Origin of the sequence: Streptosporangium sp. NPDC002544, assembly GCF_040295965.1 — a bacterium.
Classification (GTDB): Bacteria; Actinomycetota; Actinomycetes; order Streptosporangiales; family Streptosporangiaceae; genus Streptosporangium.
Window position 1 is genome coordinate 1 of record NZ_JBEOWJ010000006.1, and the last position, 20,852, is coordinate 20,852.

The following is a 20,852-nucleotide window of genomic DNA, read 5'->3' on the forward strand; positions in this document are numbered from 1 at the left end:
GATCTTGCCGTGGCGAGGATCGGTCAGGTGGTGTCTCGCAAGGCGGAGGAGGGAGCCGCAGCGTGCTGCGGTGACCGGCGACAACGCGGCGAGGCGCCGCCTGACCGACCGCAGTGGGCAAAAGATCCAAGGGACAGGGCCTAGGCGTACCGGCCGCGCTCCGCCCTCAGTCGTCGTCCTCCCAGGCCTGGTCCTCCCTCTTCCAGTCCTCGTTCCGATCGGCCGCGGTCTTCAGCGCGTTGGCCGCGGCCTCGCGCGTCGGGTACGGTCCCATCCGGTCCTTGTTCGGGCAACCCTCGTCGGGTTCGACGGCCATGTGCTTCAGGCAGAACCACCATTGGTCATTCATGCGGCAATCCTGCCCAGTGGGAAGCGCAACTAGACTGTGGAACCATGACGACACTGCTCCAGCCCGGGCGGATCTCTCCCCTCCGCAGGGTTCCCTCTCACATCCAGCGGCCGGAGTACGTCGGGAAGAAATCCCCGAAGACCGGAGAGGCCGACGTCAAGACCCCCGAGATCATCGAGCGGATGCGGATCGCGGGCAAGCTGGCGGCTCAGGCGCTCGAAGAGGTCGGCAAGCACGTGGCGCCCGGCGTCACCACCGACGAACTCGACCGGATCGGCCACGAGTTCCTCTGCGAGCGGGGAGCGTATCCCAGCACGCTCGGCTACCGGGGATATCCCAAGTCACTGTGCACCTCGATCAACGAGGTGATCTGCCACGGCATCCCTGACGACACCGTGCTGCGCGACGGCGACATCGTCAACGTCGACATCACCGCCTTCATCGGGGGCGTGCACGGCGACACCGACGCCACCTTCCTGGTCGGTGACGTCGACGAGGAGTCACGGCTGCTGGTCGAGCGCACCCGTGAGGCCACCAACCGGGCCATCAAGGCCATCGCCCCCGGCCGGCAGCTCAACGTGGCCGGTCGCGTGATCGAGGCCTACGCCAAGCGGTTCGGTTACGGCGTGGTCCGTGACTTCACCGGCCACGGCATCGGCACCACGTTCCACTCGGGCCTGATCGTCCCCCACTACGACGACCCGTCACTGGCGGTCACGCTGGAGCCGGGCATGACGTTCACGATCGAGCCCATGCTGACGCTCGGCACCATCGACTACGACGTCTGGCCCGACGGCTGGACCGCCGTCACCAAGGATCGCAAGCGGACCGCCCAGTTCGAGCACACCATTCTGGTGACCGAGACCGGCCACGAGATCCTGACACTGCCCTAGGCCCTGCCCCTTGGATCTTTTGCCTACCGCGGTCGGTCAGGCGGCGCCTCGCCGCGTTGTCGCCGGTCACCGCAGCACGCTGCGGCTCCCTCCTCCGCCTTGCGAGACACCACCTGGCCGACCCTCGCCACGGCAAGATCCGCGGGACAGGCCCTAGCGCTCGCCCGGCGCCGCGCCCGTTTTCGTGCCGGCTAGTCCTGGCGGGGCACCACTCCGGTGACCGTGGTTCCCGCGCCGGGAACACCGTTGACGCTGAGCGTGCCGCCGACCTGGTCGAAGTGGGCGTGCATTGCGGTGATGCCCCGGCCCTCGGCCGGGCCGAAGAAGCCGACGCCGTCGTCACTGACCGTCATGCGCAGGCCACTGGGGCCGAGGGTGACGGCGACGGCCACGACCCGCGCGCCGCTGTGCCGCTCGACGTTGGCGAGCGCCTCCTCGAGCGTGGCCATCACGGCCCTGGTGATCCCGGCCGGAACGTCGCCGGCGGGCAGCGCCCAGATCTCGACGGTGGTCCCGGTGCGCTCGGACCATTCGGTGAGATGCCCCTCAAGGGCCTGGGCCAGGCTACGACTCCGGCCCTCACGTACGCGCAGTTCCTCGGACACTGCTCAACCTTCCTGATGCACGTTGCAGCCACCGGCCCCCCGACCGAATATGTGACTGGGCGTGGCGCGCGATGACGAAGCGCTGCGCCCGCTGCGGTGAGCACGAGCCCCCTGAAACACCAGGCTACCGGGAGGCGTCCGGGAGAGGGCTGGAAGATAGCAGGCCGTGGCCGTCCGGCTATTTCACGCCGTCGCGCTTATTGAGTTTGGCCAGGTATTCATTGTAGGCATCGAGCTGGGCGTCGCCGCTACCGCCGGTCCGGGCCGCGGCGGCGTCGGCCCGGCGGTCGGCCCGGCGGGCTTTGCGGTCGTCGGCGCGCCACCACTGGAAGGCCAGCGCGAGGAGCACGACGAGCGTCGGGATCTCGCCGAACCCCCAGGCGATGGCCCCGCCGGTCTGCTGGTCCTCGACCGCGGAGGCGCCCCACGTCCTGCCCAGCTGGTCGTACCAGTCGGAGGCCAGCACGGTGGTCATGCTCATCAGCGCGATGCCGAAGAAGGCGTGGAACGGCATGGTCACGAACAGCAGGAGGAGCCGGGCCACGTGCGGCAGCTGGTAGGGAGCCGGGTCGATACCGATGATCACCCAGAAGAACAGGGAGCCGCTGATCAGGAAGTGCACGGTCATCACGATGTGGCCGAGGTGCTCCTCCATCGCGGCGGCGAACAGCGGCGTGAAGTACAGCGCGTAGGTGGAGACGATGAAGATCGCGGTAGCGATCGCCGGGTGGGTGACGAAGCGGACGAACCTACTGTGCAGGATCGTGGTCAGCCACTCGCGGGGCCCTCGGTCGCCCCTGCGGGCGGCGGGCTTGAGAGCACGCAGGGCCAGGGTGACGGGCGCGCCGAGCACCAGGAAGATCGGCACCATCATCGACAGCGTCATGTGCTCGGCCATGTGCACGCTGAACAGCACCTTGGCGTAGCGGGCGACGCCGCTCTGGGTGGCGACCAGCAGGATCAGCACACCGGTGAACCAGGCGGCCGTACGCCCCTTGGACCAGGAGTCGCCACGCCGGGTGAGCCGTACGACACCGGCGAGGTAGAGGCCGGCCAGCAGCGCGATGACCGTGCCGGAGAACAGGTCGAACCACCACAGCGAGGCCAGGTTGGCCAGCGAGATCTCCGGCGGCATGGTGTAGCCGAGCACCTCGAAGGCCCTGTCGACGGGCAGCACCGCCGGGGGCGGCGCGGTGCGGGAGAGCGCGACGGCCAGCCCGATGGCCGCGAACATGACGACGATCTCGCCGGTGGCGAAGCGGACGAAGGTGCCGGGGCCGCCCGCGGCGAGCGACGGCAGGGTCCGCTTGCGGTGCCACCAGCCGACGGCGCCGAGCAGCGCGAACGCGACGGTCTTGGCCAGCAGCAGCAGGCCGTAGGCGGAGGTGAAGAGCTCGGAGACCGAGGTGAGCCTGGCCAGGACGCTGAACAGGCCGGACAGCCCCACTCCGACGAAGCACCACAGCGCCAGGGTCGAGAAGCGGGCGGCGGCGATCTCCAGGTACGGCTGCCGGCGCAGCGCGTGCGCGCAGAGCACCCCGAGGCCGCCCACCCAGAGCGCGAGGACGACGAGGTGGAGCGCGACACCGGTGGTGGCCAGGTCATGGTTGGGCGAGGAGGCGGAGTGGCCGGTCAGCGCGGGCGGGAGCAGAGTGACCAGCGCGAGGATGAGCAGGCCGCCGGCCGCGCCTGCGGTGATCGCCCCTCGGGCGAAGAGCGCGATCGCGACCGAGAAGAGCACGACCAGGGTCAGCGCGATGCCCTGGGAGACCTGGCTGGCGAAGCTGGTGAGCTCGTTGCCGCCGAGCACGTCGGCCACCGGCAGCCCGAGCGCCTCGGAGAGGCTGAACACCATCGTGGCGGCGGCGGCCCCGGCCCAGACGAGGGCGATCCAGGAGGCGGCCTTGACGTAGCCGAGCGCGGGTTTGCCCAGCAGGCCCTTGTCGTTGGGGAGCAGGATCGTGGCGGCCAGGAGTACACCGACGGTGAGCACGCCCGCCGCGTCCATCGCCAGCTTCGCCAGCGGCAGCCCCCAGCGGGTGAAGGCCCCCTGGTCGGGCAGGCCGGGAATGATGCGCGGGGTCGCGGCGCCTCCGGCGATCATGGCAATCACCAGGGCGGCGGCGGCCGCCACCGCGGCCGCCAGGGCGAGCCGCACGGCCCTGCTGTTCCCCGGTGTCTCGCTCTGTGCCGTCTGCGCGGCCCGCGCGGGCCCGCTCATGGCCGCTTCTTGTTGCGCATGCTGAGGAACATGCCGATGCCGACTCCGGTCACGCCTCCGACGATGATCCACATCCAGCCGGGCACGCCCTGCGAGGAGCCGGGCTCCTCGGCGCCGACCGCGGCGACCGGGCTGAGCGCGGCGGACGGCGCGTTCTCGGCCGGGGTCTCCGCGGTGACCGGGCTTTCGGCCGCCACCGGGGACTCGGCGGCGGCGGACGGCGACGCCGAGTCCGACGCCGACGCCGATTCCGACGGGGAGGCGGAGCCGAGCAGGGTGAAGGGAATCTCACCCTCAATCGGGTGGCCGTCGGAGGAGACGACGCGATAGGCGATGACATAGTCACCCGGAGGGAGATCTTCCTTGACCTTCTGGGTCACCACCGTGCCGTCGACGACGGGTTTGCCGTCCTGGTGGTTCTCGTCCCCGGAACGTACGACGACGTTCGGGAAGCGCACCGAGGCGGTGAACGTCAGCTTCACCTCCTCCAGGCTCTCGACCTTGGCGCCCTTGGCGGGGTCGCTGCTCTTGAGCCGGTCATGGGCGAGGGCCGGCGAGGCGAAGGCCGTGCCGAGCACGAGGGCGACGAGAAGCGCGAGGGCGACCGCGACAGGGGAAGTCTTCATGGCAACCACAAGGCTACCCAGGTGACCGCGCGGTCTCGACCCCCCTGTCCGATCTAGCTTCGGCGCGGGTTCTCTGCCCCGCCCTACAGCCCGACGCCGGCCAGCGCCCGCCGGTAGGCGTCGACGCTCCGGTCCGGCTCGTCGATACGTTCCAGGACCCGGGCCGCGGTCAGCCAGGCATGGGCGGTGAAGCGGGTCTCCGGCGCCTGCTCCAGGCACTCCGTCCCGGCGAGCAGCTCCTGCGAGGCCTGCTCCTGCAGGCCCAGCTCCGCGAGGGTCTCACCGTGCAGCAGGCGGGCCTCCGCCTGCATGACCTTCGGCATGCCGTCGAGCAGATCGCAGACGAAGCGCATCCGCTCCTCGGCCCGTTCGGGCTGGGCGAGCAGCAGCTCCGCCCGGACCAGGTTCATCGCGCAGCGCATCTTGTCTATCGAGCTGGCAGAGCTCTCCGCCAGTTCCTTCTCCACCTTCAACAGCACATCACGCCAGGCCTCGGCCTCCATGGGCCGCACGATCAGCAGTACCTGGGCGTAGTCGCCGCGCAGCCGGGCCAGCCTTCGGGCGTCGCCGTACTCGGACTGGATGGCCAGGGCACGCTCGGCCTGCGTGACCGCCTCGTCGGCGTGGCCGCTCTCGACGGCGACGATCGCGGCGCCCCAGTGCGCCAGGGTGAGCGCCTGCGGGCTGGCGAGGAGCTCGGCGGCGGCGATCATCTCGGCGGAGAAGTGACGTGCCCGGAGCAGGTCACCGCGCTCGATGTAGGCCGCGAGCAGCTGGCCGCCCAACCGCATCAGGCCGTCCGTCCAGGCCGGCCGGACCGCGCCGGTGAGGATCTCCTCGGGGACGTGCACCGCCCGGGCCAGGTCCCCGCTCTCCCGGTAACAGCGCGAGAGCGCGACCGCGACCGCGACGTGACGTTCGGGGCTCAGAGTCGCCTCGTCACTCTCGCGCAGCCCGTTGAGCAGGACGATCGCCTGCTCCAGGTCGCCGCAGGCCTCGGTCGAGAGGGCCAGGCCGTACTCGGCGTCCTGCCGCATCTGGGGCAGGCCCGCCAGCCCGCTGTCGGCGAGGAGTTCGGCGTAACGGGTGCGAGCCTCGACGACCTCGCCGTTGTCCATGGCCAGCTGCGCGTAGCTGAGCGCGAGCTCGATCTCCTGCATCTGCTCGGCCGTGACACCATTGATCAGATACGTAAGGGAACAGTCGAGTTTTTCGGCCAGCAGCTCCAGCACCGCGGGGGTCGGAGTACGCTTGCCACTCTCGATGAGAGATACGTAACTGTCCGACAGTTCTGGATGGGCGAGCTGCGCCTGGGAAAAACCACGTTGCCGGCGGACGGTTTTGATGCGCTGCCCCACCAAGTCTTGACCAGTCACGTTACCCCTTGAAAGATATCATTTGAGCAGCAGAACCTACGACAGGAGTCTCCCCGTGCGCCGACGTCTTGCCTTGTCTGCCCTCGCCATGCTATTTACGGCTGCTTTTGCCGTCACTGGCAATGCTACGACCGCGAGTGCTGATTCGTCTGCCCCCCCGAAGGACACCGGTAAGTATTCTTTGCAGACGAGCGCCGCCCAGGCCTACCTGGGCTGGGGCTACCCGGACTGAGCGACGGCTCAGCCTGCCGTGAAGACAGGGAACGGAAAAAACCCCTCCCGCCCTCGTGGAGAGCTTCCCACCGGCGAGCCACTCCACCTGGCGGAACCGGTGCGGCCCGCACCGGTGTGAGCGTGCAGGCCTCCGGCGTGCGCGCGCCACGAGACGGGACCCGCGGGTAGCGGCGGAGCCGGGGTACGGACTCCTTCCGTGGAAGACCATCACCCTTCACGGAGGATCCCGGCCGCAGGCAACACCTACATATAGATCCCATTACATCCGTATAGATTTTATTGCAGGTCACGGCTCGGACCGAGGGGGGCAGCGGCGCCCACCCGCCCCCTCTCATCGGCCATGCCTTTCCGCCCGCCTTTCATCGCCGACCGGCCCGCGGGCCGGTCGGCTCGCGGAATTCGAGCCGCCTCCCCGTGCCGCCGACCGGTCCGCGGGCTTGTCGACTCACGGAACCCATGTCGCCGCCCCCCGTGTCACCGGCCGCGTCTCTCGACACCCCGCTTTTAAACCAGCCATTACTCTAGAAATACATTGAACTAATCCGCTATCAAGTCAATGTCCTAAACCGGTCAGCCGACTTCCCCGATGGCGGAGCGGCCTGTCCACTTCAGGCAGGGAAAAGCACCACCTGATGAAGCCGCGAGCGCGGCCTTCCCGGGGAGAGGTCGCGGGACGGCCCGCCCCCGTGCCCGCCCTCGCCTCGTCCCCCCCTCGGATCCCGGCCTCCTGCTCGGCCCCACGCGGCCCGTCCCCGGGCGTCTCTAGATGATCTCTAGGACCGCCTGCGACAGTCGGATGGCGGGAATTCCAGAAAGATCCGGCGAGGACCACCGGCCGGGATTCTGTTGCTTCGGGCCTCCGGGCCGAGAATCCCTTTCCTGGCGGCTCTCTCGTCATCGCGGATCGGAACGACAGGACGGAGGGAGATCGATGGACGACTCTCCCTCACGCGCGTACGACGGTGGATCCAGCACACGTGCCACGTGCCTCCCCTTCCGCATCGCGAATCACCTCGGAAATTCATCGGAGTCCGATCCGAGAGCGGCGTCACCTGCCGGGAGGAACACGCGGGTGTTCGGTCAAGCGCAGTTCGCGAGGGGCACATGACCCATTCTTTCCTGACCTCTCCCTCGGCCGGAGGGAGCGACCAGATCCGGTCCGATATCAACACTCTCTGCTCGTCCGCGAGGCGTAGCGTGGCCGTTCTCCTGCCCAATCCCAGAAGCGGCGTCGCGTTTTCCCGCATCTTCAATTCGGCTGTCATTCCACCCGGCGTGCGGACGAGGGTCGTCGTCGGCTCATCGTCCGGAGCGGCCGGTTTCCCCGAGTCGGTGGAGCTGAGGGTCGATCCGCTGATCTCCGAGAGATTCCTGATGATCGACGGCCTCGTCGCCATGACCGGCCACACCTCCCGGATGGCGGTGGTGCGCACCCCCGCACTGGTCACGTTGCTGGGAGAGCTGTTCGAGCGCGTCTGGTCACAGGCCGCACCACGCCGCCGCGAGCGGGAGCCGCTGTCCTCGCTGACGGACCAGGAAAGGACCGTTCTAAGGATGTCCGCGGAGGGCCTGACGGACGAGGTGATCGCCCGCCATCTCGGCCTGACCTCCCGCACCGTACGCCGCCACATGGCCACCGCGATGGAGCGGGTCGGAGCGCAGAGCAGATTCCAGGCGGGAGTCCGTATCGCCAAGGCGGGGATCGTCTAAGGCGATCAGCGGGGGACTCCGCGCCGCGAACTTGTCAGATAAGGTCGTTCTCCTCGACTTCGCTGTGTCATGCCCAACCGCGTGTGGAGGCCTGGTGGACGAAACGGAAGCCATTACCACCACCGGCGCCGCGGAGGGACTCGGCGTCGACGTTCTGGGACCGGTGACCGGCCGGAGAGGTTCACTCGAGCTCGACCTGGGAGAGCCCAGGCAGCAGGCCGTCCTCTGCATCCTGGCGATCAACGCGGGACAGCCGGTCACCAGGGACCGGCTGATCGACGGAGTATGGGGAGAGAGGCCGCCGAAGACGGCGGAACAGAGCGTCTACACGTACGTGTCCAGGCTGAGACGGGCACTGGACCCGGACCGGGATCCGCGGAGACCTTCGAGGCCGCTGGTCTCCGTCCCCGGCGGATACTCGCTGCGGCTCGCGCCGGAGCAGGTGGACGCCCTGCTCTTCGAGCGCTGCCTTGACCTGGCCAGGAGGTCGCACGCGAAGGACTCGTACGAGACCGCCCTGCACTCCCTGAACAGGGCCTCGGAACTGTGGCGGGGCACGTGCCTGGGTGGGATTCCCGGTCCGTTCGCCGAGTTCGAGCGGCACAGGTTGAACGAGCTACGCCTGACCTCGCTGGAGCTGCACGCGGACCTGCTGCTCCTGCTCCGGCGCCCCCAGGAGGCCGCGGCCCGGCTGGCCCCCCTGATCCGCGAGCACCCGCTGCGCGAAAGGCTCCGCGAGCTGCACATGGTCGCGCTTTACCGCTGCGGCCGGCAGGTGGAGGCGCTGAAGGTCTATCAGGAGATCCGGCACCTGCTGGCCGAGGAGTTCGGCATCCAGCCGCACGAGAGTCTCCGCAGGTGCCATGAACTGATCTTACGCGCCGACCCCCTGCTCGATCTGCCCTCGGCGACGCTCCCCACGCTCCCGGAGCGGGTTCCCCCGCTCCGGGAGCCCTCGCATTCGCGGCACCGCGCCGCCACCCGGGGAAAGGTGGCTCACCAGTTGCCGCGCGACCCCACCGACTTCGTCGGACGCGCGGAGGAGCTCGTGCGGCTGAGAACGCTGCTCTCTCCCTGGGACGGCCGCCCGCCCCGGCACGTCGTCGCGATCACCGGGGCACCCGGATCCGGCAAGTCGACCCTGGCGCTCCGGGCCGCGCACCTGGTCCGCGACCGTTTCCCCGACGGGCAGCTGTACGTGAACCTGCGCGGGGCGACACCGGGCATGAGGCGGCTGGAACCGATCGAGGTGATCAGCAGGTTCCTGCGCGATCTTGGCATGCCCCAGCGTGACATTCCCGCCGACCTCGATGAGGCCGCCGCCCTGTGGCGCGGCGAACTCGACGGCCGCGAGACCCTCGTCGTGCTGGACGACGCCGCCGATGAGGCCCAGATCCGCCCGCTGCTGTCGGTGCCGATGGGCAACACGATCCTGACGACCAGCCGGGAGAGCTTCACCCTGCTCGACGACTGTGCCCGTATACCGATCTCCAGGATGCGGCGCGCCGAGTCCTCCACGATGCTCGCCAGACTGATCGGGAAGGAGCGGGTCGCCGAGGACGTTCAGGCGACGGCGCGCCTGATCGACCTCTGCGGAGGCCTGCCACTGGCCGTCGGCATCGCGGGAGCCCGGCTGGCGAACCGGCCGCGCTGGGGCGTTGTCGATCTGGTGAGCCGGCTGGAGGACGAGCGGGGGCGGCTGCGGGAGCTGGCGGCGGGCGATCTCGCGGTCCGATCCAGCCTCGCGGTCAGTCACGACATGCTCGCCGGCAGCGACCATCACCTTGACCGGACGGCCGCCCGCGCGCTGCGCGCGCTCGGCGTGCTGCAGACGGCCGACGTGACGGCACCTGTCGTCGGCGCCCTGCTGGATGTCCCCGCGGACACCGCGGAGCGCGCGATGGAACGGCTGGTCGACGCGCACCTGCTGGAGGAGGACGAGCCCGGAAGGTACCGGCCGCACGACCTGATCCGGCTGTTCGCCGGCGAGCAGGCGGCACGCGAGGAGACGGAGACGGATCGCGACGCCATGCTGGACCGGGCGCTGAGCTTCTATGTCGGGACCACCCGGCTGGCCGTGCGGCTGGCCCGCTACCCTCGCGCGGAGTCGGCGGACGTCGATCTCGGCGCCGATCCTCTCCCGCTCGGCTCGTACCAGGAGGCCCACGAGTGGCTGAACCGGGAACAGGCCAATCTCCTGTCCGCCGCCTTCCAGGCGATGTCCGCTCCCCGGGAGCGGACCTCGCGTCTCGGCGTCGCCCTGGTCTTCGCGCTCTTCTGGCACCTCCACCACGCCGGCCTTCCCGCTCGTCTCCTCACCATCAGCCGGCGGACCCTCGCGGCCGGGCAGCGGCTGGAGGATCGTCGGCTTGAGGCGGGGGCGCACAGCCTCGTGGGCCTCGCACTGAACATGGTCGGCCGTCTCGAAGAGGCCCTGCGCCACTTCCGGCAGCACCTGATCCTGTGCCGTCGGCTCTCCGAGCGGCATGGTGAGCAGAAGGCGCTGGGCAACCTCGCCATGAACTACCTCGCACTCGGCTGCTACGAGAAGTGCATCGACTGCGCCGAGAAGCAGCGGGAGGTCGCGGGCGCGATCGGGTACAGGTCGGGCGAACACTACGCGCTCACCATGATCGGTTCGGGGTACCACGGCCTGCGCCGGTTCGAGCAGGCACTGGCCATGCTGGACGAGGCCCTGTTCAAGTGCCGCAGGGACGGCAACCTGTATCAGGAGACGGCCGTGCACGAGAGGCTCGGCGGCGTTCACCTCGACCTGGGGGACGCCGCGGCGGCCAGGGCCTCCTTCGAGGCCGGCCTCGACTGCGCGCGCGCCGCGCAGGTGGTCGTCGCCGAACCGTACCTGCTGCTCGGCCTGGCCCGCTCCCTGCGGCTCCTCGGCGAGGTGGAGCAGGCCGTGACCTACCTGGGCCGTTCCGTCGCGTCCGCCAGGGCGACGGGGAACGACGAGGTGGAGAGGGAGGCGTCGGCGGAGCGGGCGGCCATCGGGGCCACCCGCGAGAAACCGTCCACCTCCCCGGGCCGGATGATGGCTCTCTGAGGACCGCGAGCCCAACGGGCTGATCACGCGCACCCGGCCGGGCGCAACCGTAAGAGTCGCTAACGACCGCCTCCCGCGTTCCCCCGGGTCTGCCATGTCCGGCCCCGTGCCCGGCTGATGTACTACCAGAGTGAGCGGCATCAAAACGCGGCAGAGCCTGGGCATCGGCGAGAGCGTCCTGCGTCCCGACGGGACGCTGAAGGTCACGGGCGAGTTCGCCTACTCCTCCGACCTGTATCTGGCGGACATGATCTGGGGGGTCACCCTGCGCAGCCCGCACCCGTCGGCGTGGATCCGCTCGATCGACGTCGGCCCCGCGCTGGCCATGCCCGGCGTGTACGCGGTGCTCACCCACGAGGACGTGCCCGGCGAGAGGTTCTACGGGCTGGACCACCGGGACCAGCCGGTGCTCGCCATCGACCAGGTCCGCTACCAGGGTGAGCCGGTCGCGCTGATCGCCGCCGACCACCCCGAGCGCGCCAGGAGGGCGGCCGAGGCCGTCATCGTGGAGTACGAGGTCCGCGAGGCCGTCACCGACCCGCGCCGGGCCGCCTTCGACACCTCCGGTCCCGCGGTCCACGAGCGCGGCAACGTGCTGCGCCACCAGCCGATCCGGGTCGGCTCCACGTTCGAGGCCCCGGTGGTGGTCACCGGCGAGTACGAGGTCGGCATGCAGGACCAGGCCTTCCTCGGCCCGGAGTCCGGGCTGGCCGTACCCGCCGAGGACGGCGGGGTGGACCTGTACGTCGCCACGCAGTGGCTGCACGCCGACCGGGGCCAGATCGCGCCGTGCCTGGGACTGCCCGAGGAGAAGGTGCGGCTCTCGCTGGCCGGGGTGGGCGGCGCGTTCGGCGCCCGTGAGGATCTGTCCATGCAGGTCCACGCGTGCATGCTGGCCCTGCGCACGGGCCGCCCCGTGAAGATCGTCTACAACCGCGAGGAGTCCTTCTACGGCCACGTCCACCGGCACCCGGCCCGGATGCGCTACGAGCACGGCGCCACCCGCGAGGGCAGGCTGCTGTACGTCAGGGCGGAGATCCTGCTGGACGGCGGCGCCTACTGCTCCACCTCCCCGGCCGTGGTCGGCAACGCGGCCTCGCTGGGGGTCGGCCCCTACGAGGTGGACAACGTGTGGATCGACGCCTACGGCGTCTACACCAACAACCCGCCCTGCGGGGCGATGCGCGGTTTCGGCGCGGTGCAGGCCTGCTACGCCTACGAGTCGCAGATGGACAGGCTGGCCGAGGCGTGCGGGATCTCCCCCGTCGAGGTCAGAATCCGCAACGCGGTCTCCCAGGGGTCGAGGCTGGCCACCGGGCAGGTGATCGACTCGCCCGCGCCGCTGGCCGAGATGCTCGCGGAACTCGCCGCGATGCCGCTGCCCGCCGCCCCCACCCCCTCGGACGACGCGGGCGGGACGGACCTGCTGAACATGCCGGGCGGCATCTCACAGACCACCCACGGCGAGGGCGTGCGGCGCGGGGTCGGCTACGGCGTGGGCATCAAGAACATCTGCTTCTCCGAGGGTTTCGACGACCACTCGACCGCCAGGGTGCGGGTGGAGCTGATCGGCGGGGAGCCGCACGTCCTGGTGCACACGGCGGCCGCCGAGGTGGGACAGGGTCTGCTGATGGTCCAGGAGCAGATCGCCAGGACCGAGCTGGGGATCGACACGGTGACGGTCGCGCGGGCGGACACCTCCGTCGGGTCGGCCGGGTCCTCGTCGGCGTCCCGCCAGTCCTACGTCACCGGCGGCGCGGTCAGGGCGGCCTGCCAGGCCGTGCGGGAGCGGCTGGACAAGCTGCGGGCCGACGGATCGTCGCTGGTGCAGGCTCTGGAACTGGCCGGGGCCGTGGAGGAGACCAGGGAGTACCGGCACCGGCCCACCTTCCCGCTGGACCCCCGCACCGGGCAGGGCGACTCCCACACCCAGCTCGCGCTGTGCGTGCACCGCGCGGTCGTGGACGTGGACGTGGAGCTCGGCCTGGTCAAGGTGGTGGAGCTGGCCGCGGTCCAGGACGTGGGCCGGATCATGAACCCGCTCGCGCTGGAGGGCCAGATCCACGGCGGTTCGGCCCAGGGGCTGGGGTTGGCGCTCATGGAGGAGATCCAGGTCCAGGACGGGGTGGTGCGAAACCCCTCGTTCACCGACTACCTGATCCCCACCATCCTCGACATGCCGCCGATGCGGGTGTCGATCCTGGAGAACCCGGACCCGCACGCCCCCTACGGCCTGCGCGGCGCGGGCGAGCCGCCCACCCTCTCGTCCACCCCCGCGGTGGCCGCCGCCGTACGGGCCGCGACCGGCCTGCCGCTGCCCCGGGTGCCCATTCGCCCCCATGACATCGCCTTGAACGGGTAGGAACCGCCCATCCCCTCCACGTCCGGAGGGGAGACCATGGATCGCTTCTTCGAGCTTTCGGCCAGGGGGACGACGGTCGGCCGCGAGCTCCGGGGCGGGATAACCACCTTCATGGCGATGGCGTACATCATCCTGCTGAACCCGATCATCCTGGGCGGGGCGACGGACGTCACGGGGGCCAGGCTGTCGACCCAGCAGCTGACCACGTCGACGATCCTCGCGGCGGCGGTGAGCACGCTGCTCATGGGAGTGATCGGCAACGCACCGCTCGGGGTCGCGACCGGGCTCGGGCTGAACGCGGTGGTCGCCTACCAGGCCGCGCCGCACATGACGTGGGCTCAGGCGATGGGGCTGGTCGTGCTGCAGGGGCTGGTGATCGTGCTGCTGGCCGTGTCCGGGCTGCGGCAGCTCATCATGAACTCCATCCCGCTGGCGCTGAAACACGCGATCAGCGTGGGTATCGGCATGTTCATCGCGCTGATCGGGCTGGTGGACGCGGGTTTCGTCGGCAGGGGTACGGGGTCGCCGGTCCAGCTCGGCACCACCGGGCGCCTGACGGGCTGGCCGGTGGCGCTGTTCTGCCTGGGGCTGCTGGTGATGATCGCCCTTTTCGTGCGCAAGACCCGGGGCGCCATCCTGATCGGCATCGTGATCACCGCCGTGCTCGCCGTCGTGGTCGACACGTTCACCACGGTCCCGCCGGAGCTCTGGGGCGTGGTGATCCCCCGGATGCCGGAAGCGGTGGTCGGGGCGCCCGACTTCGGGCTGGTCGGCCAGGTGGACCTGTTCGGCGGATTCGCCCGCGCCGGTGCGCTGACCGCCACCATCGTGCTGTTCACGCTCGTACTGTCGGGGCTCTTCGACGCGATGGGCACCATCATCGGGGTGAGCGACGAGGCGGGCCTGGTGGACGAGCAGGGCCGGGTGCCCCGGCTGGGAGCGATCCTCACCGTGGACGGCGTGTCCGCGGCGATCGGGGGGCTCACGAGTTCCTCGGCGAACACGGTGTTCGTGGAGTCGGCGGCCGGGGTCGGTGAGGGGGCCAGGACCGGCCTGGCGTCCGTCGTCACCGGTGCCCTGTTCTCACTGACCCTGCTCTTCACCCCGGTCGCCACCGTCGTCCCCGCCGCCGCGGCGGCGCCCGCGCTGGTCCTGGTGGGCGCGCTGATGATGACCCAGGTCAGGAAGGTGCCCTGGGAGGACCTGGGCATCGCGATCCCGGCGTTCCTGACGATCGTGCTGATGCCGTTCACCTACAGCATCACCAACGGGGTGGGCGCGGGCGTGATCTCCTACACCGTCATCCAGGCGGCCCTCGGCCGGGCCCGGAGGATCCCGTGGCTGCTCTGGGCGGTCAGCCTGATCTTCGCGATCTACTTCGGCGTCGACGGCATCGGAACGCTGTTCTTCTGAGCCGGCCCGGATCGCACGGGGCCGCTCTCAGGACCTGTCGTTCAGCTCGCAGGCGATCCCGTTCTTGTTCCCGTCGATGTACCAGTCGTACTCCTTGTGAATCCCCTTGTGGTACGGGCCGTAGCCGTTGTCGTTCGCCTCCTTGCAGGTGCGGTATTTGGGGTCGAGGTCTCCGTCGCCCGACGTGGCCGGAGCGGTGTTCCGGGTGACGGGGTTGGTGGCGGCGGCGTCCGTTCCCGGCGGGGTCGTCGCGGCCGGGTCCGTCCCTGGCGGATTGGTCGCGGCCGGGTCCGTCCCCGCCGGGTTGGTCGTGTCCGGGACGCCGTTGTTCGACGGGCTCACCGGCTGGTTGGGCTGCGGGTCCGTGGCCGGATCGGCCGGCGGGGTGAAGACCGACGTGTCGTCCGGCCGGGGGTCGGCGGTCGCCTCCGTGCCGCTGCCGCTTGAGCCGAGCAGCCGGACGACCATCGCGTCCGCCTGCTCCTTGGTGAAGGAGCCGGCGATGCTCAGGCTGTCGGCGGTGATCGCCTGGGCGACCCGGGGGGCCGCCACCACCTTCTCCCCCACGACGATCGCGATCTGCTGCCTGACCGGGTCGTCCTCCTTGACCACCTCCTCGGTCAGGTCGGTGATCTGCTCGCGGAAGGTGGGCGCGAACGCGATCCTGACCGAGTAGGTGCCGTTCTTCTCCTTGATCGCCTCGATCTTCCGCACGGCGTTCACGGTGACCCCGGCGGCGACCGAGTAGCAGTTCTGCCCGAGGTCGTCGGGGTAGGTCTCCGGAAGCGTGCAGGCTCCGGCCTTCGCCTCGGTCACCGGGGCGAAGTGGATGGGAACCGCCAGCCGGCTGGGCGGCTTGGCGCCGAGCGGCATGTCGGGGTTGCGGGTCATGAGCACCGCGATGGTGCCGAGCACGCCGGTGATCAGCACGACGACGACCAGGGTGGTCAACAGGATCGCGGTCGTGATCCGGCTCGCCCTGGGCATCCCCGGCGCCCCGTTCGGCGGACCTCCGGCCTGCCTGCCACCGGCCTCCGGACCGCCCACTCCCGGACCGCCCGCTCCGGGGCCACCCAGCCCCTGACCGCCCGGCCCCTGACCACCTGGACCCTGACCGCCCGGCCCCGGCACACCCTGACCTGGCACGCCCTGACCTGGCACGCCCTGACCTGGGCCATCCGGTCCGCGGTCGCCGAAACCCGGGCCGGCGAACCTCGGGTCACCGGGGTCCGAACCACCGGGACCCGGACCTTCGGAGCCGGGATCGCCGGGCCTCGGACCAGCGGGGCCGGAACCACCGGAATCAGGGCCGCCGGGCCCCGGTTCGCCGGGGGGCTCAGCGCCCGGTTCCCAGGGGCCACGGGCGTGGCGTCCGGTTGGGGCGGGACGCTCGGGCGGCGTGAAGGCGTCACGGCGCTCGGGCGGGGTGAAAGCGTCACGGCGCTCCGGCGGCGTGAAGGCGTCGTAGGAGGATGAGGGTCCCCATGACGCGCCGGCGGGCTCGTCAGACCCTGCTGGAGGTCCCTGCGGTACGGGCGGCCCACCCTGCCCCGCGTGCATCCCCATCGTCATATCCCCGTATTCCTCGCATCTGTTCGCGGCGAGCCTATCGATCAGCGCGGGAAGCCGGTAACCCCGCAAGTCAGGATGGACGCCGACAGGCCGGGCGTCGACGAACCGCTGACGGTACGCCACCGGCGCCGCCCCTTTCCTGCCACCTTGCGCGTGATTACTCACTTTCGGGGAACGCAACGTGAAGAAGAGGACACGTGCCCACCCTGGAGGAGCCGTGAAGATCTCTGTTCCCAGCGAGGTCAAGAATCGCGAGTACCGTGTGGCCCTGACTCCCGCCGGAGCCCATGAGCTCATCCGGCACGGCCACGAGGTCCTCGTCGAGAAGGACGCCGGGGTGGGGTCCGCCATTCCCGACGCCGACTTCCGGCGCGTGGGCTCGACCATCCTGGACTCCGCGGACGACGTGTGGGCCGAGGGCGACCTGGTCCTGAAGGTCAAGGAGCCCGTCGCCGAGGAGTACCACCGGATGCGCAAGGGTCAGGTGCTCTTCACCTACCTGCACCTGGCCGCGTCGCCGGCCTGCACCCGGGCCATGCTCGAATCGGGGATCACCGGCATCGCCTACGAGACGGTGCAGAACGCGGACGGCTCGCTGCCCCTGCTGGCCCCCATGTCGGAGGTGGCCGGACGGCTCGCCCCGCAGGTGGGCGCCTATCACCTGATGCGCCAGGGCGGCGGGCGAGGCGTGCTGATGGGCGGGGTGTCCGGCGTGCACGCGGCCAGCGTGGTCGTGATCGGTGCCGGGGTCTCCGGTATGAACGCCGCGGTGATCGCGCTGGGCATGCAGGCGGAGGTGCTGCTGCTGGACCGTGACATCGACAGGCTCCGCCAGGCGGACATGATCTACAGGGGCCACTGCAGGACCGTCGCCTCCACCGCCTACGAGATCGAACGGGCGGTGCTGGACGCGGATCTGGTCATCGGCGCGGTGCTGGTCGCGGGCGCGAGAACCCCCAAGCTGGTCGACAACGACCTGGTCTCGCGGATGAGGCCCGGTTCGGTCCTGGTGGACATCTCCATCGACCAGGGCGGCTGCTTCGAGGACTCACGGCCCACCACCCACGACGATCCGACGTACCGGGTGCACGACTCGGTGTTCTACTGCGTGGCCAACATGCCGGGCGCGGTCCCGCACACCTCGACGTACGCCCTGACCAACGTGACGGTCCCCTACGCCCTCGCGATCGCCGACCTGGGCTGGCGGGAGGCCCTGCTGGGCGACCCCGCGCTGGCACGGGGCCTGAACACGCACGAGGGGCACCTGACCAACCGGCCCGTGGCCGAGGCTCACGGGCTGGAGGCGGTGCCCCCGGAGTGGGCGTTGCGGGCCTAGATCAGGACCTGGTCAGGGCGCCGGGGTGGCGCTGGGAACCGGGGCGTCGGTGGCCGGAGCGTCGCTGGCCGGAGCGCTCTGGCTGGGATCCGTGGACGGCGCGCTCGCCGGGATGGGCGCCTCGGCGGTGGTGCTGCCCACGCCGCCGCTGCAGGCGGCACCGAGTTCGGGGGTGTCCGGGCCGTTCTTGTACTTGGTGATGAACTTGGGCAGCCGCGGGTCATCCGCGCTGTCCAGCTTGAGCTGCTTGTTCCAGGAGCTGGCCACGACCTTGGCGGGCAGCCCCGGGTACGGGCTCAGCAGCATGTAGTCCTTGGACGCCAGCTCCTTCAGCGTGTCCAGCTCGGCCTTGGGCAGGTCGGGCCGGTAGGTGATCCACACGGCGCCGTGCTCAATGGAGTGGACGGCGTTCTCGTTGTTGATCGGCTGGTCGTAGATACCGCAGTTCTGCCAGGCCGGGTTGTGCTCACCCCCGAGCGGAGGGCTCTCCTTGTACGTCACCTTGGTCTGGGTGTGCTGGCTGCCGACGTACTTCGCGCTGATGACGTTGTCCAGCGAGGTCGCGGCCCGCTCGTTGACCATGTAGAAGGCGACGAGCCCGACGAGCAGAACGACGACGAGGCCTCCGGCCCCCCACATCAGGAAGGCCGTTCTGCGCTCCTTGCGCTGCTGCTCCGCACGCATCCGGGCAAGGTGCTCTCGCCTCGCCTGCGCCTTTTCCTTGGTCATCAACCCTCCAGCCAGCAAACAACTCCGGTCACCCTATGCCCTACCGGCGTATGTGGAGAATAAAGGGCTCATAACACGTGATACAGCGATGATTCGCGGCAGTGGGTACGCTGGGCAGGCAATGGAAACTCCGGTGAAAAACAGTGCAAAGTCCAGGCGCGGCGTCCTGCTCGGCGGCCTGCTCGGTGTCCTGGCCGTGGCGGTCACGCTGCTGTTCGTCATAGGCAGGACGGCATCCCCGACCGACGCCTCGGCAGAGGCGGGATTCGCCCGCGACATGGCCGTCCACCATGCCCAGGCCGTCGAGATGTCCTTCATCGCCAGGGACGGGAGCGAGGACGAGGCGCTCCGGCGGCTGGCCTACGACATCATCGTCACCCAGACGGCCCAGCGCGGCATCTTCACGGGCTGGCTGCAGCAGTGGGGGTTGAACCAGTCAACGGAGCGACCGGTCATGGCGTGGATGGCCGGTCACGGCGGCCACTCTGTAACGCCGGGCGCCTCCGCCGCGATGCCCGGTATGGCCACCGACGACGAGCTCAAAAAGCTCCGTGAGGCCACAGGCAAGGACCAGGAGATCCTCTTCCTGCAGCTCATGATCCGCCATCACGAGGGCGGCGTGCAGATGGGCCGGGGGCTGCTGAAACTGTCCGACCGCGACGAGGTGGCCACCATGGCGCAGCACATCGTCGACGGCCAGACAGGCGAGATCGAGTTGATGACCGACATGTTGCGGCAGCGCGGCGCCCAGCGGCTGCCTTCCATCCTTTAATAGCGTCGGCGCGTCCCTGTGTGGCCGGTCTCCGGCCAGGGCAGCATGGAGTCAACCTGGCCGGAGGAAAGAGAATGGTGAACGACGAGCCGGAGAACCGCCTGGAGGTGAGCATCTCCGCCGAGGTAGAAATGGGGCAGTACGCCAACTTCGCCTCCGTGTGGCACACCCAGGATGGGTTCGTCCTGGACTTCGCGGTGATCACCAGGCCACCCCAACTGGCCAACGACCCCTCCTCGGGGCATCACTTCGTGAGCGTGCCGACCCGGATCGTCAGCCGGATCCGCATCCCCCCGAGCCAGGTCTTCGAGCTGATGAAGGCCCTCGAACAGCAGCTGACCGCGTACGAGCACGAGACGGGCCAGAAGAACTGAGCCCGGCCCGCCGGGGTGGCGGATCCGGTCCACCGCGCCCCGTGCCCGGGGAGTCCCACCCGCCGGGACCCGGGACGCGGCCGAAGCCGGCGGGCGAGACCCGGCTTCAGGCCGCCTTCATGGCAGGCCGATGGCCTGCCGGGCCGCGGCCAGCAGGCCGGCGGTGCGCCGGGTGGCCAGCGCCGCCCCGCCCGACAGGAGCCGCGACAGCTCGGCCTGGTCCGCCGAAAGCTCGGTGTAGCGCTCCTGGACGGGCCGCAGCCTCTCCACCACCGCCTCGGCCACATCCCGCTTGAGCGCGCCGTACGACCCGTACGACAACGACTCGATCGGCCGGTCCGAGCAGGCGGCGAGCAGGGCGAGCAGGTTGGAGATGCCGGGCTTGCCCACCGGATCGTGGCGGACCTCGGTGCCGGAGTCGGTCACCGCCCGCATGACCTTGCGCCGGATGTCGTCGGGCTGGTCGAGCAGATAGACGGTTCCCGCGGCCGAGCCATCCGACTTGCCCATTTTCGAGGTGGGATCGCTCAGGTCCATGACCCTGGCGGCGACCTGCGGCTGCACCGCCTCGGGCACCGTGAAGACCTCGCCGTACAGGCGGTTGAACCGCAGGGCCAGGTCCCTGGTCAGCTCCACGTGCTGGCGCTGGTCCTCCCCCACGGGCACGACGTCCACCCGGTGCAGCAGGATATCGGCGGCCATCAGCGCGGGGTAGGTGAGCAGCGAGAGCCGGACCTCCTCCTGCCCAGCCGACTTCTCCCTGAACTGGATCATCCGCCGCATCTCGCCGAAGTGGGCGGTGCTCTCCAGCAGGTAGGCCAGTTCGGTGTGCGCGGGCACCTGGGACTGGATGTAGACGAGAGAGCGGTCAAGGCCACAGGCGAGCAGCAGGGTCGCCGCCTCGCGGGTGCGGGCGCGGAGCTGCTCCGGGTCGTGCTTGATCGTCAGAGCGTGCAGGTCCGCGACGGCGTAGACGCAGTCGGCCTCGTCCTGGAGCCGTACCGCGGGCATGATCGCGCCAAGCAGGTTGCCCAGCGTGAGGTGGCCGGTCGGTTTGAAAGCGGTGAAGACGCGCTTTGTCATGGTCACTCCTCGTGGAAGGGGGACCGTCGCGCACCGGCCGTACGGGAAAACAAGAACGACCGCCGGTGAACGGCGGCCGTTTCTGTGCGCAGTCGGGACTGGCTAGCGGATCCGCCTCTCAGCGGCCCGCCACAGACCC

The 20,852-nt window shown here is 70.0% G+C and carries 16 protein-coding genes; 8 read left to right on the top strand and 8 right to left on the bottom strand.

What is annotated here, in order from left to right; genetic code table 11:
- Positions 1–166: 166 nt before the first annotated feature.
- Complete coding sequence (locus ABT061_RS10435) at positions 167–349, bottom strand: hypothetical protein (protein WP_350914931.1); 183 nt, start codon at positions 347–349, stop codon at positions 167–169.
- Between the two features lie 44 nt (positions 350–393).
- Here ABT061_RS10435 and map point away from each other — a divergent pair, with 44 nt between their 5' ends.
- Positions 394–1,242: a type I methionyl aminopeptidase gene (map, locus tag ABT061_RS10440; RefSeq protein ID WP_350914933.1), complete on the top strand. Its 849-nt coding sequence runs from the start codon at positions 394–396 to the stop codon at positions 1,240–1,242.
- 191 nt (positions 1,243–1,433) lie between these two features.
- Here the strand turns inward: map and ABT061_RS10445 are convergent, their stop codons facing one another.
- The 4 genes from ABT061_RS10445 to ABT061_RS10460 form a co-directional block, all read right to left on the bottom strand.
- Entirely contained in the window at positions 1,434–1,847 is a 414-nt protein-coding gene (locus tag ABT061_RS10445; RefSeq protein WP_350914935.1) for a sensor histidine kinase, read from the bottom strand.
- A gap of 178 nt (positions 1,848–2,025) precedes the next feature.
- Positions 2,026–4,068 (bottom strand): bifunctional copper resistance protein CopD/cytochrome c oxidase assembly protein, encoded by a 2,043-nt coding sequence (locus ABT061_RS10450; RefSeq protein WP_350914937.1) that lies wholly within the window; start codon positions 4,066–4,068, stop codon positions 2,026–2,028.
- Positions 4,065–4,694 (bottom strand): copper resistance CopC family protein, encoded by a 630-nt coding sequence (locus tag ABT061_RS10455; RefSeq protein WP_350914939.1) that lies wholly within the window; start codon positions 4,692–4,694, stop codon positions 4,065–4,067. The genes ABT061_RS10450 and ABT061_RS10455 overlap by 4 nt, the downstream gene beginning before the upstream one ends.
- An 83-nt stretch (positions 4,695–4,777) precedes the next feature.
- Positions 4,778–6,070 (bottom strand): helix-turn-helix domain-containing protein, encoded by a 1,293-nt coding sequence (locus ABT061_RS10460; RefSeq protein WP_350914941.1) that lies wholly within the window; start codon positions 6,068–6,070, stop codon positions 4,778–4,780.
- Positions 6,071–7,579: 1,509 nt separating this feature from the next.
- Between ABT061_RS10460 and ABT061_RS10465 the strand changes: the two genes are divergently transcribed.
- The 4 genes from ABT061_RS10465 to ABT061_RS10480 all read left to right on the top strand — a co-directional run bounded on the left by ABT061_RS10465 (position 7,580) and on the right by ABT061_RS10480 (position 14,847).
- A complete protein-coding gene (locus ABT061_RS10465; RefSeq protein ID WP_350914943.1) occupies positions 7,580–8,014 on the top strand; it encodes a helix-turn-helix transcriptional regulator in 435 nt (144 codons plus the stop codon).
- Positions 8,015–8,108: 94 nt separating this feature from the next.
- A complete protein-coding gene (locus tag ABT061_RS10470; protein WP_350914945.1) occupies positions 8,109–11,072 on the top strand; it encodes an AfsR/SARP family transcriptional regulator in 2,964 nt (987 codons plus the stop codon).
- Positions 11,073–11,202: 130 nt separating this feature from the next.
- Positions 11,203–13,434 (top strand): xanthine dehydrogenase family protein molybdopterin-binding subunit, encoded by a 2,232-nt coding sequence (locus ABT061_RS10475; protein ID WP_350914947.1) that lies wholly within the window; start codon positions 11,203–11,205, stop codon positions 13,432–13,434.
- A 36-nt stretch (positions 13,435–13,470) separates the two neighbouring features.
- A complete protein-coding gene (locus tag ABT061_RS10480; RefSeq protein ID WP_350914949.1) occupies positions 13,471–14,847 on the top strand; it encodes an NCS2 family permease in 1,377 nt (458 codons plus the stop codon).
- Between the two features lie 27 nt (positions 14,848–14,874).
- On the opposite strand, the gene ABT061_RS10485 is transcribed toward ABT061_RS10480, so the two are convergent.
- The gene (locus ABT061_RS10485) at positions 14,875–15,834 is read right to left on the bottom strand and encodes an excalibur calcium-binding domain-containing protein (RefSeq protein WP_350914951.1); all 960 of its coding nucleotides are present in this window, start codon (positions 15,832–15,834) and stop codon (positions 14,875–14,877) included.
- Positions 15,835–16,636: 802 nt separating this feature from the next.
- On the opposite strand from ABT061_RS10485, the gene ald reads away from it, so the two are divergent.
- Complete coding sequence (gene ald / locus ABT061_RS10490; protein ID WP_350914953.1) at positions 16,637–17,755, top strand: alanine dehydrogenase; 1,119 nt, start codon at positions 16,637–16,639, stop codon at positions 17,753–17,755.
- A gap of 12 nt (positions 17,756–17,767) precedes the next feature.
- On the opposite strand, the gene ABT061_RS10495 is transcribed toward ald, so the two are convergent.
- On the bottom strand, positions 17,768–18,484 hold the full coding sequence (locus ABT061_RS10495) for a thioredoxin-like domain-containing protein (protein ID WP_350914955.1): 717 nt from the start codon (positions 18,482–18,484) through the stop codon (positions 17,768–17,770).
- Between the two features lie 133 nt (positions 18,485–18,617).
- Here ABT061_RS10495 and ABT061_RS10500 point away from each other — a divergent pair, with 133 nt between their 5' ends.
- Together ABT061_RS10500 and ABT061_RS10505 are read left to right on the top strand one after the other, a co-directional pair.
- Positions 18,618–19,256: a DUF305 domain-containing protein gene (locus ABT061_RS10500; protein WP_350914957.1), complete on the top strand. Its 639-nt coding sequence runs from the start codon at positions 18,618–18,620 to the stop codon at positions 19,254–19,256.
- A 74-nt stretch (positions 19,257–19,330) separates the two neighbouring features.
- Entirely contained in the window at positions 19,331–19,630 is a 300-nt protein-coding gene (locus tag ABT061_RS10505) for a DUF3467 domain-containing protein (protein ID WP_030921269.1), read from the top strand.
- Positions 19,631–19,747: 117 nt separating this feature from the next.
- Here the strand turns inward: ABT061_RS10505 and trpS are convergent, their stop codons facing one another.
- A complete protein-coding gene (gene trpS, locus ABT061_RS10510; protein WP_350914959.1) occupies positions 19,748–20,713 on the bottom strand; it encodes a tryptophan--tRNA ligase in 966 nt (321 codons plus the stop codon).
- Positions 20,714–20,852 lie beyond the last annotated feature (139 nt).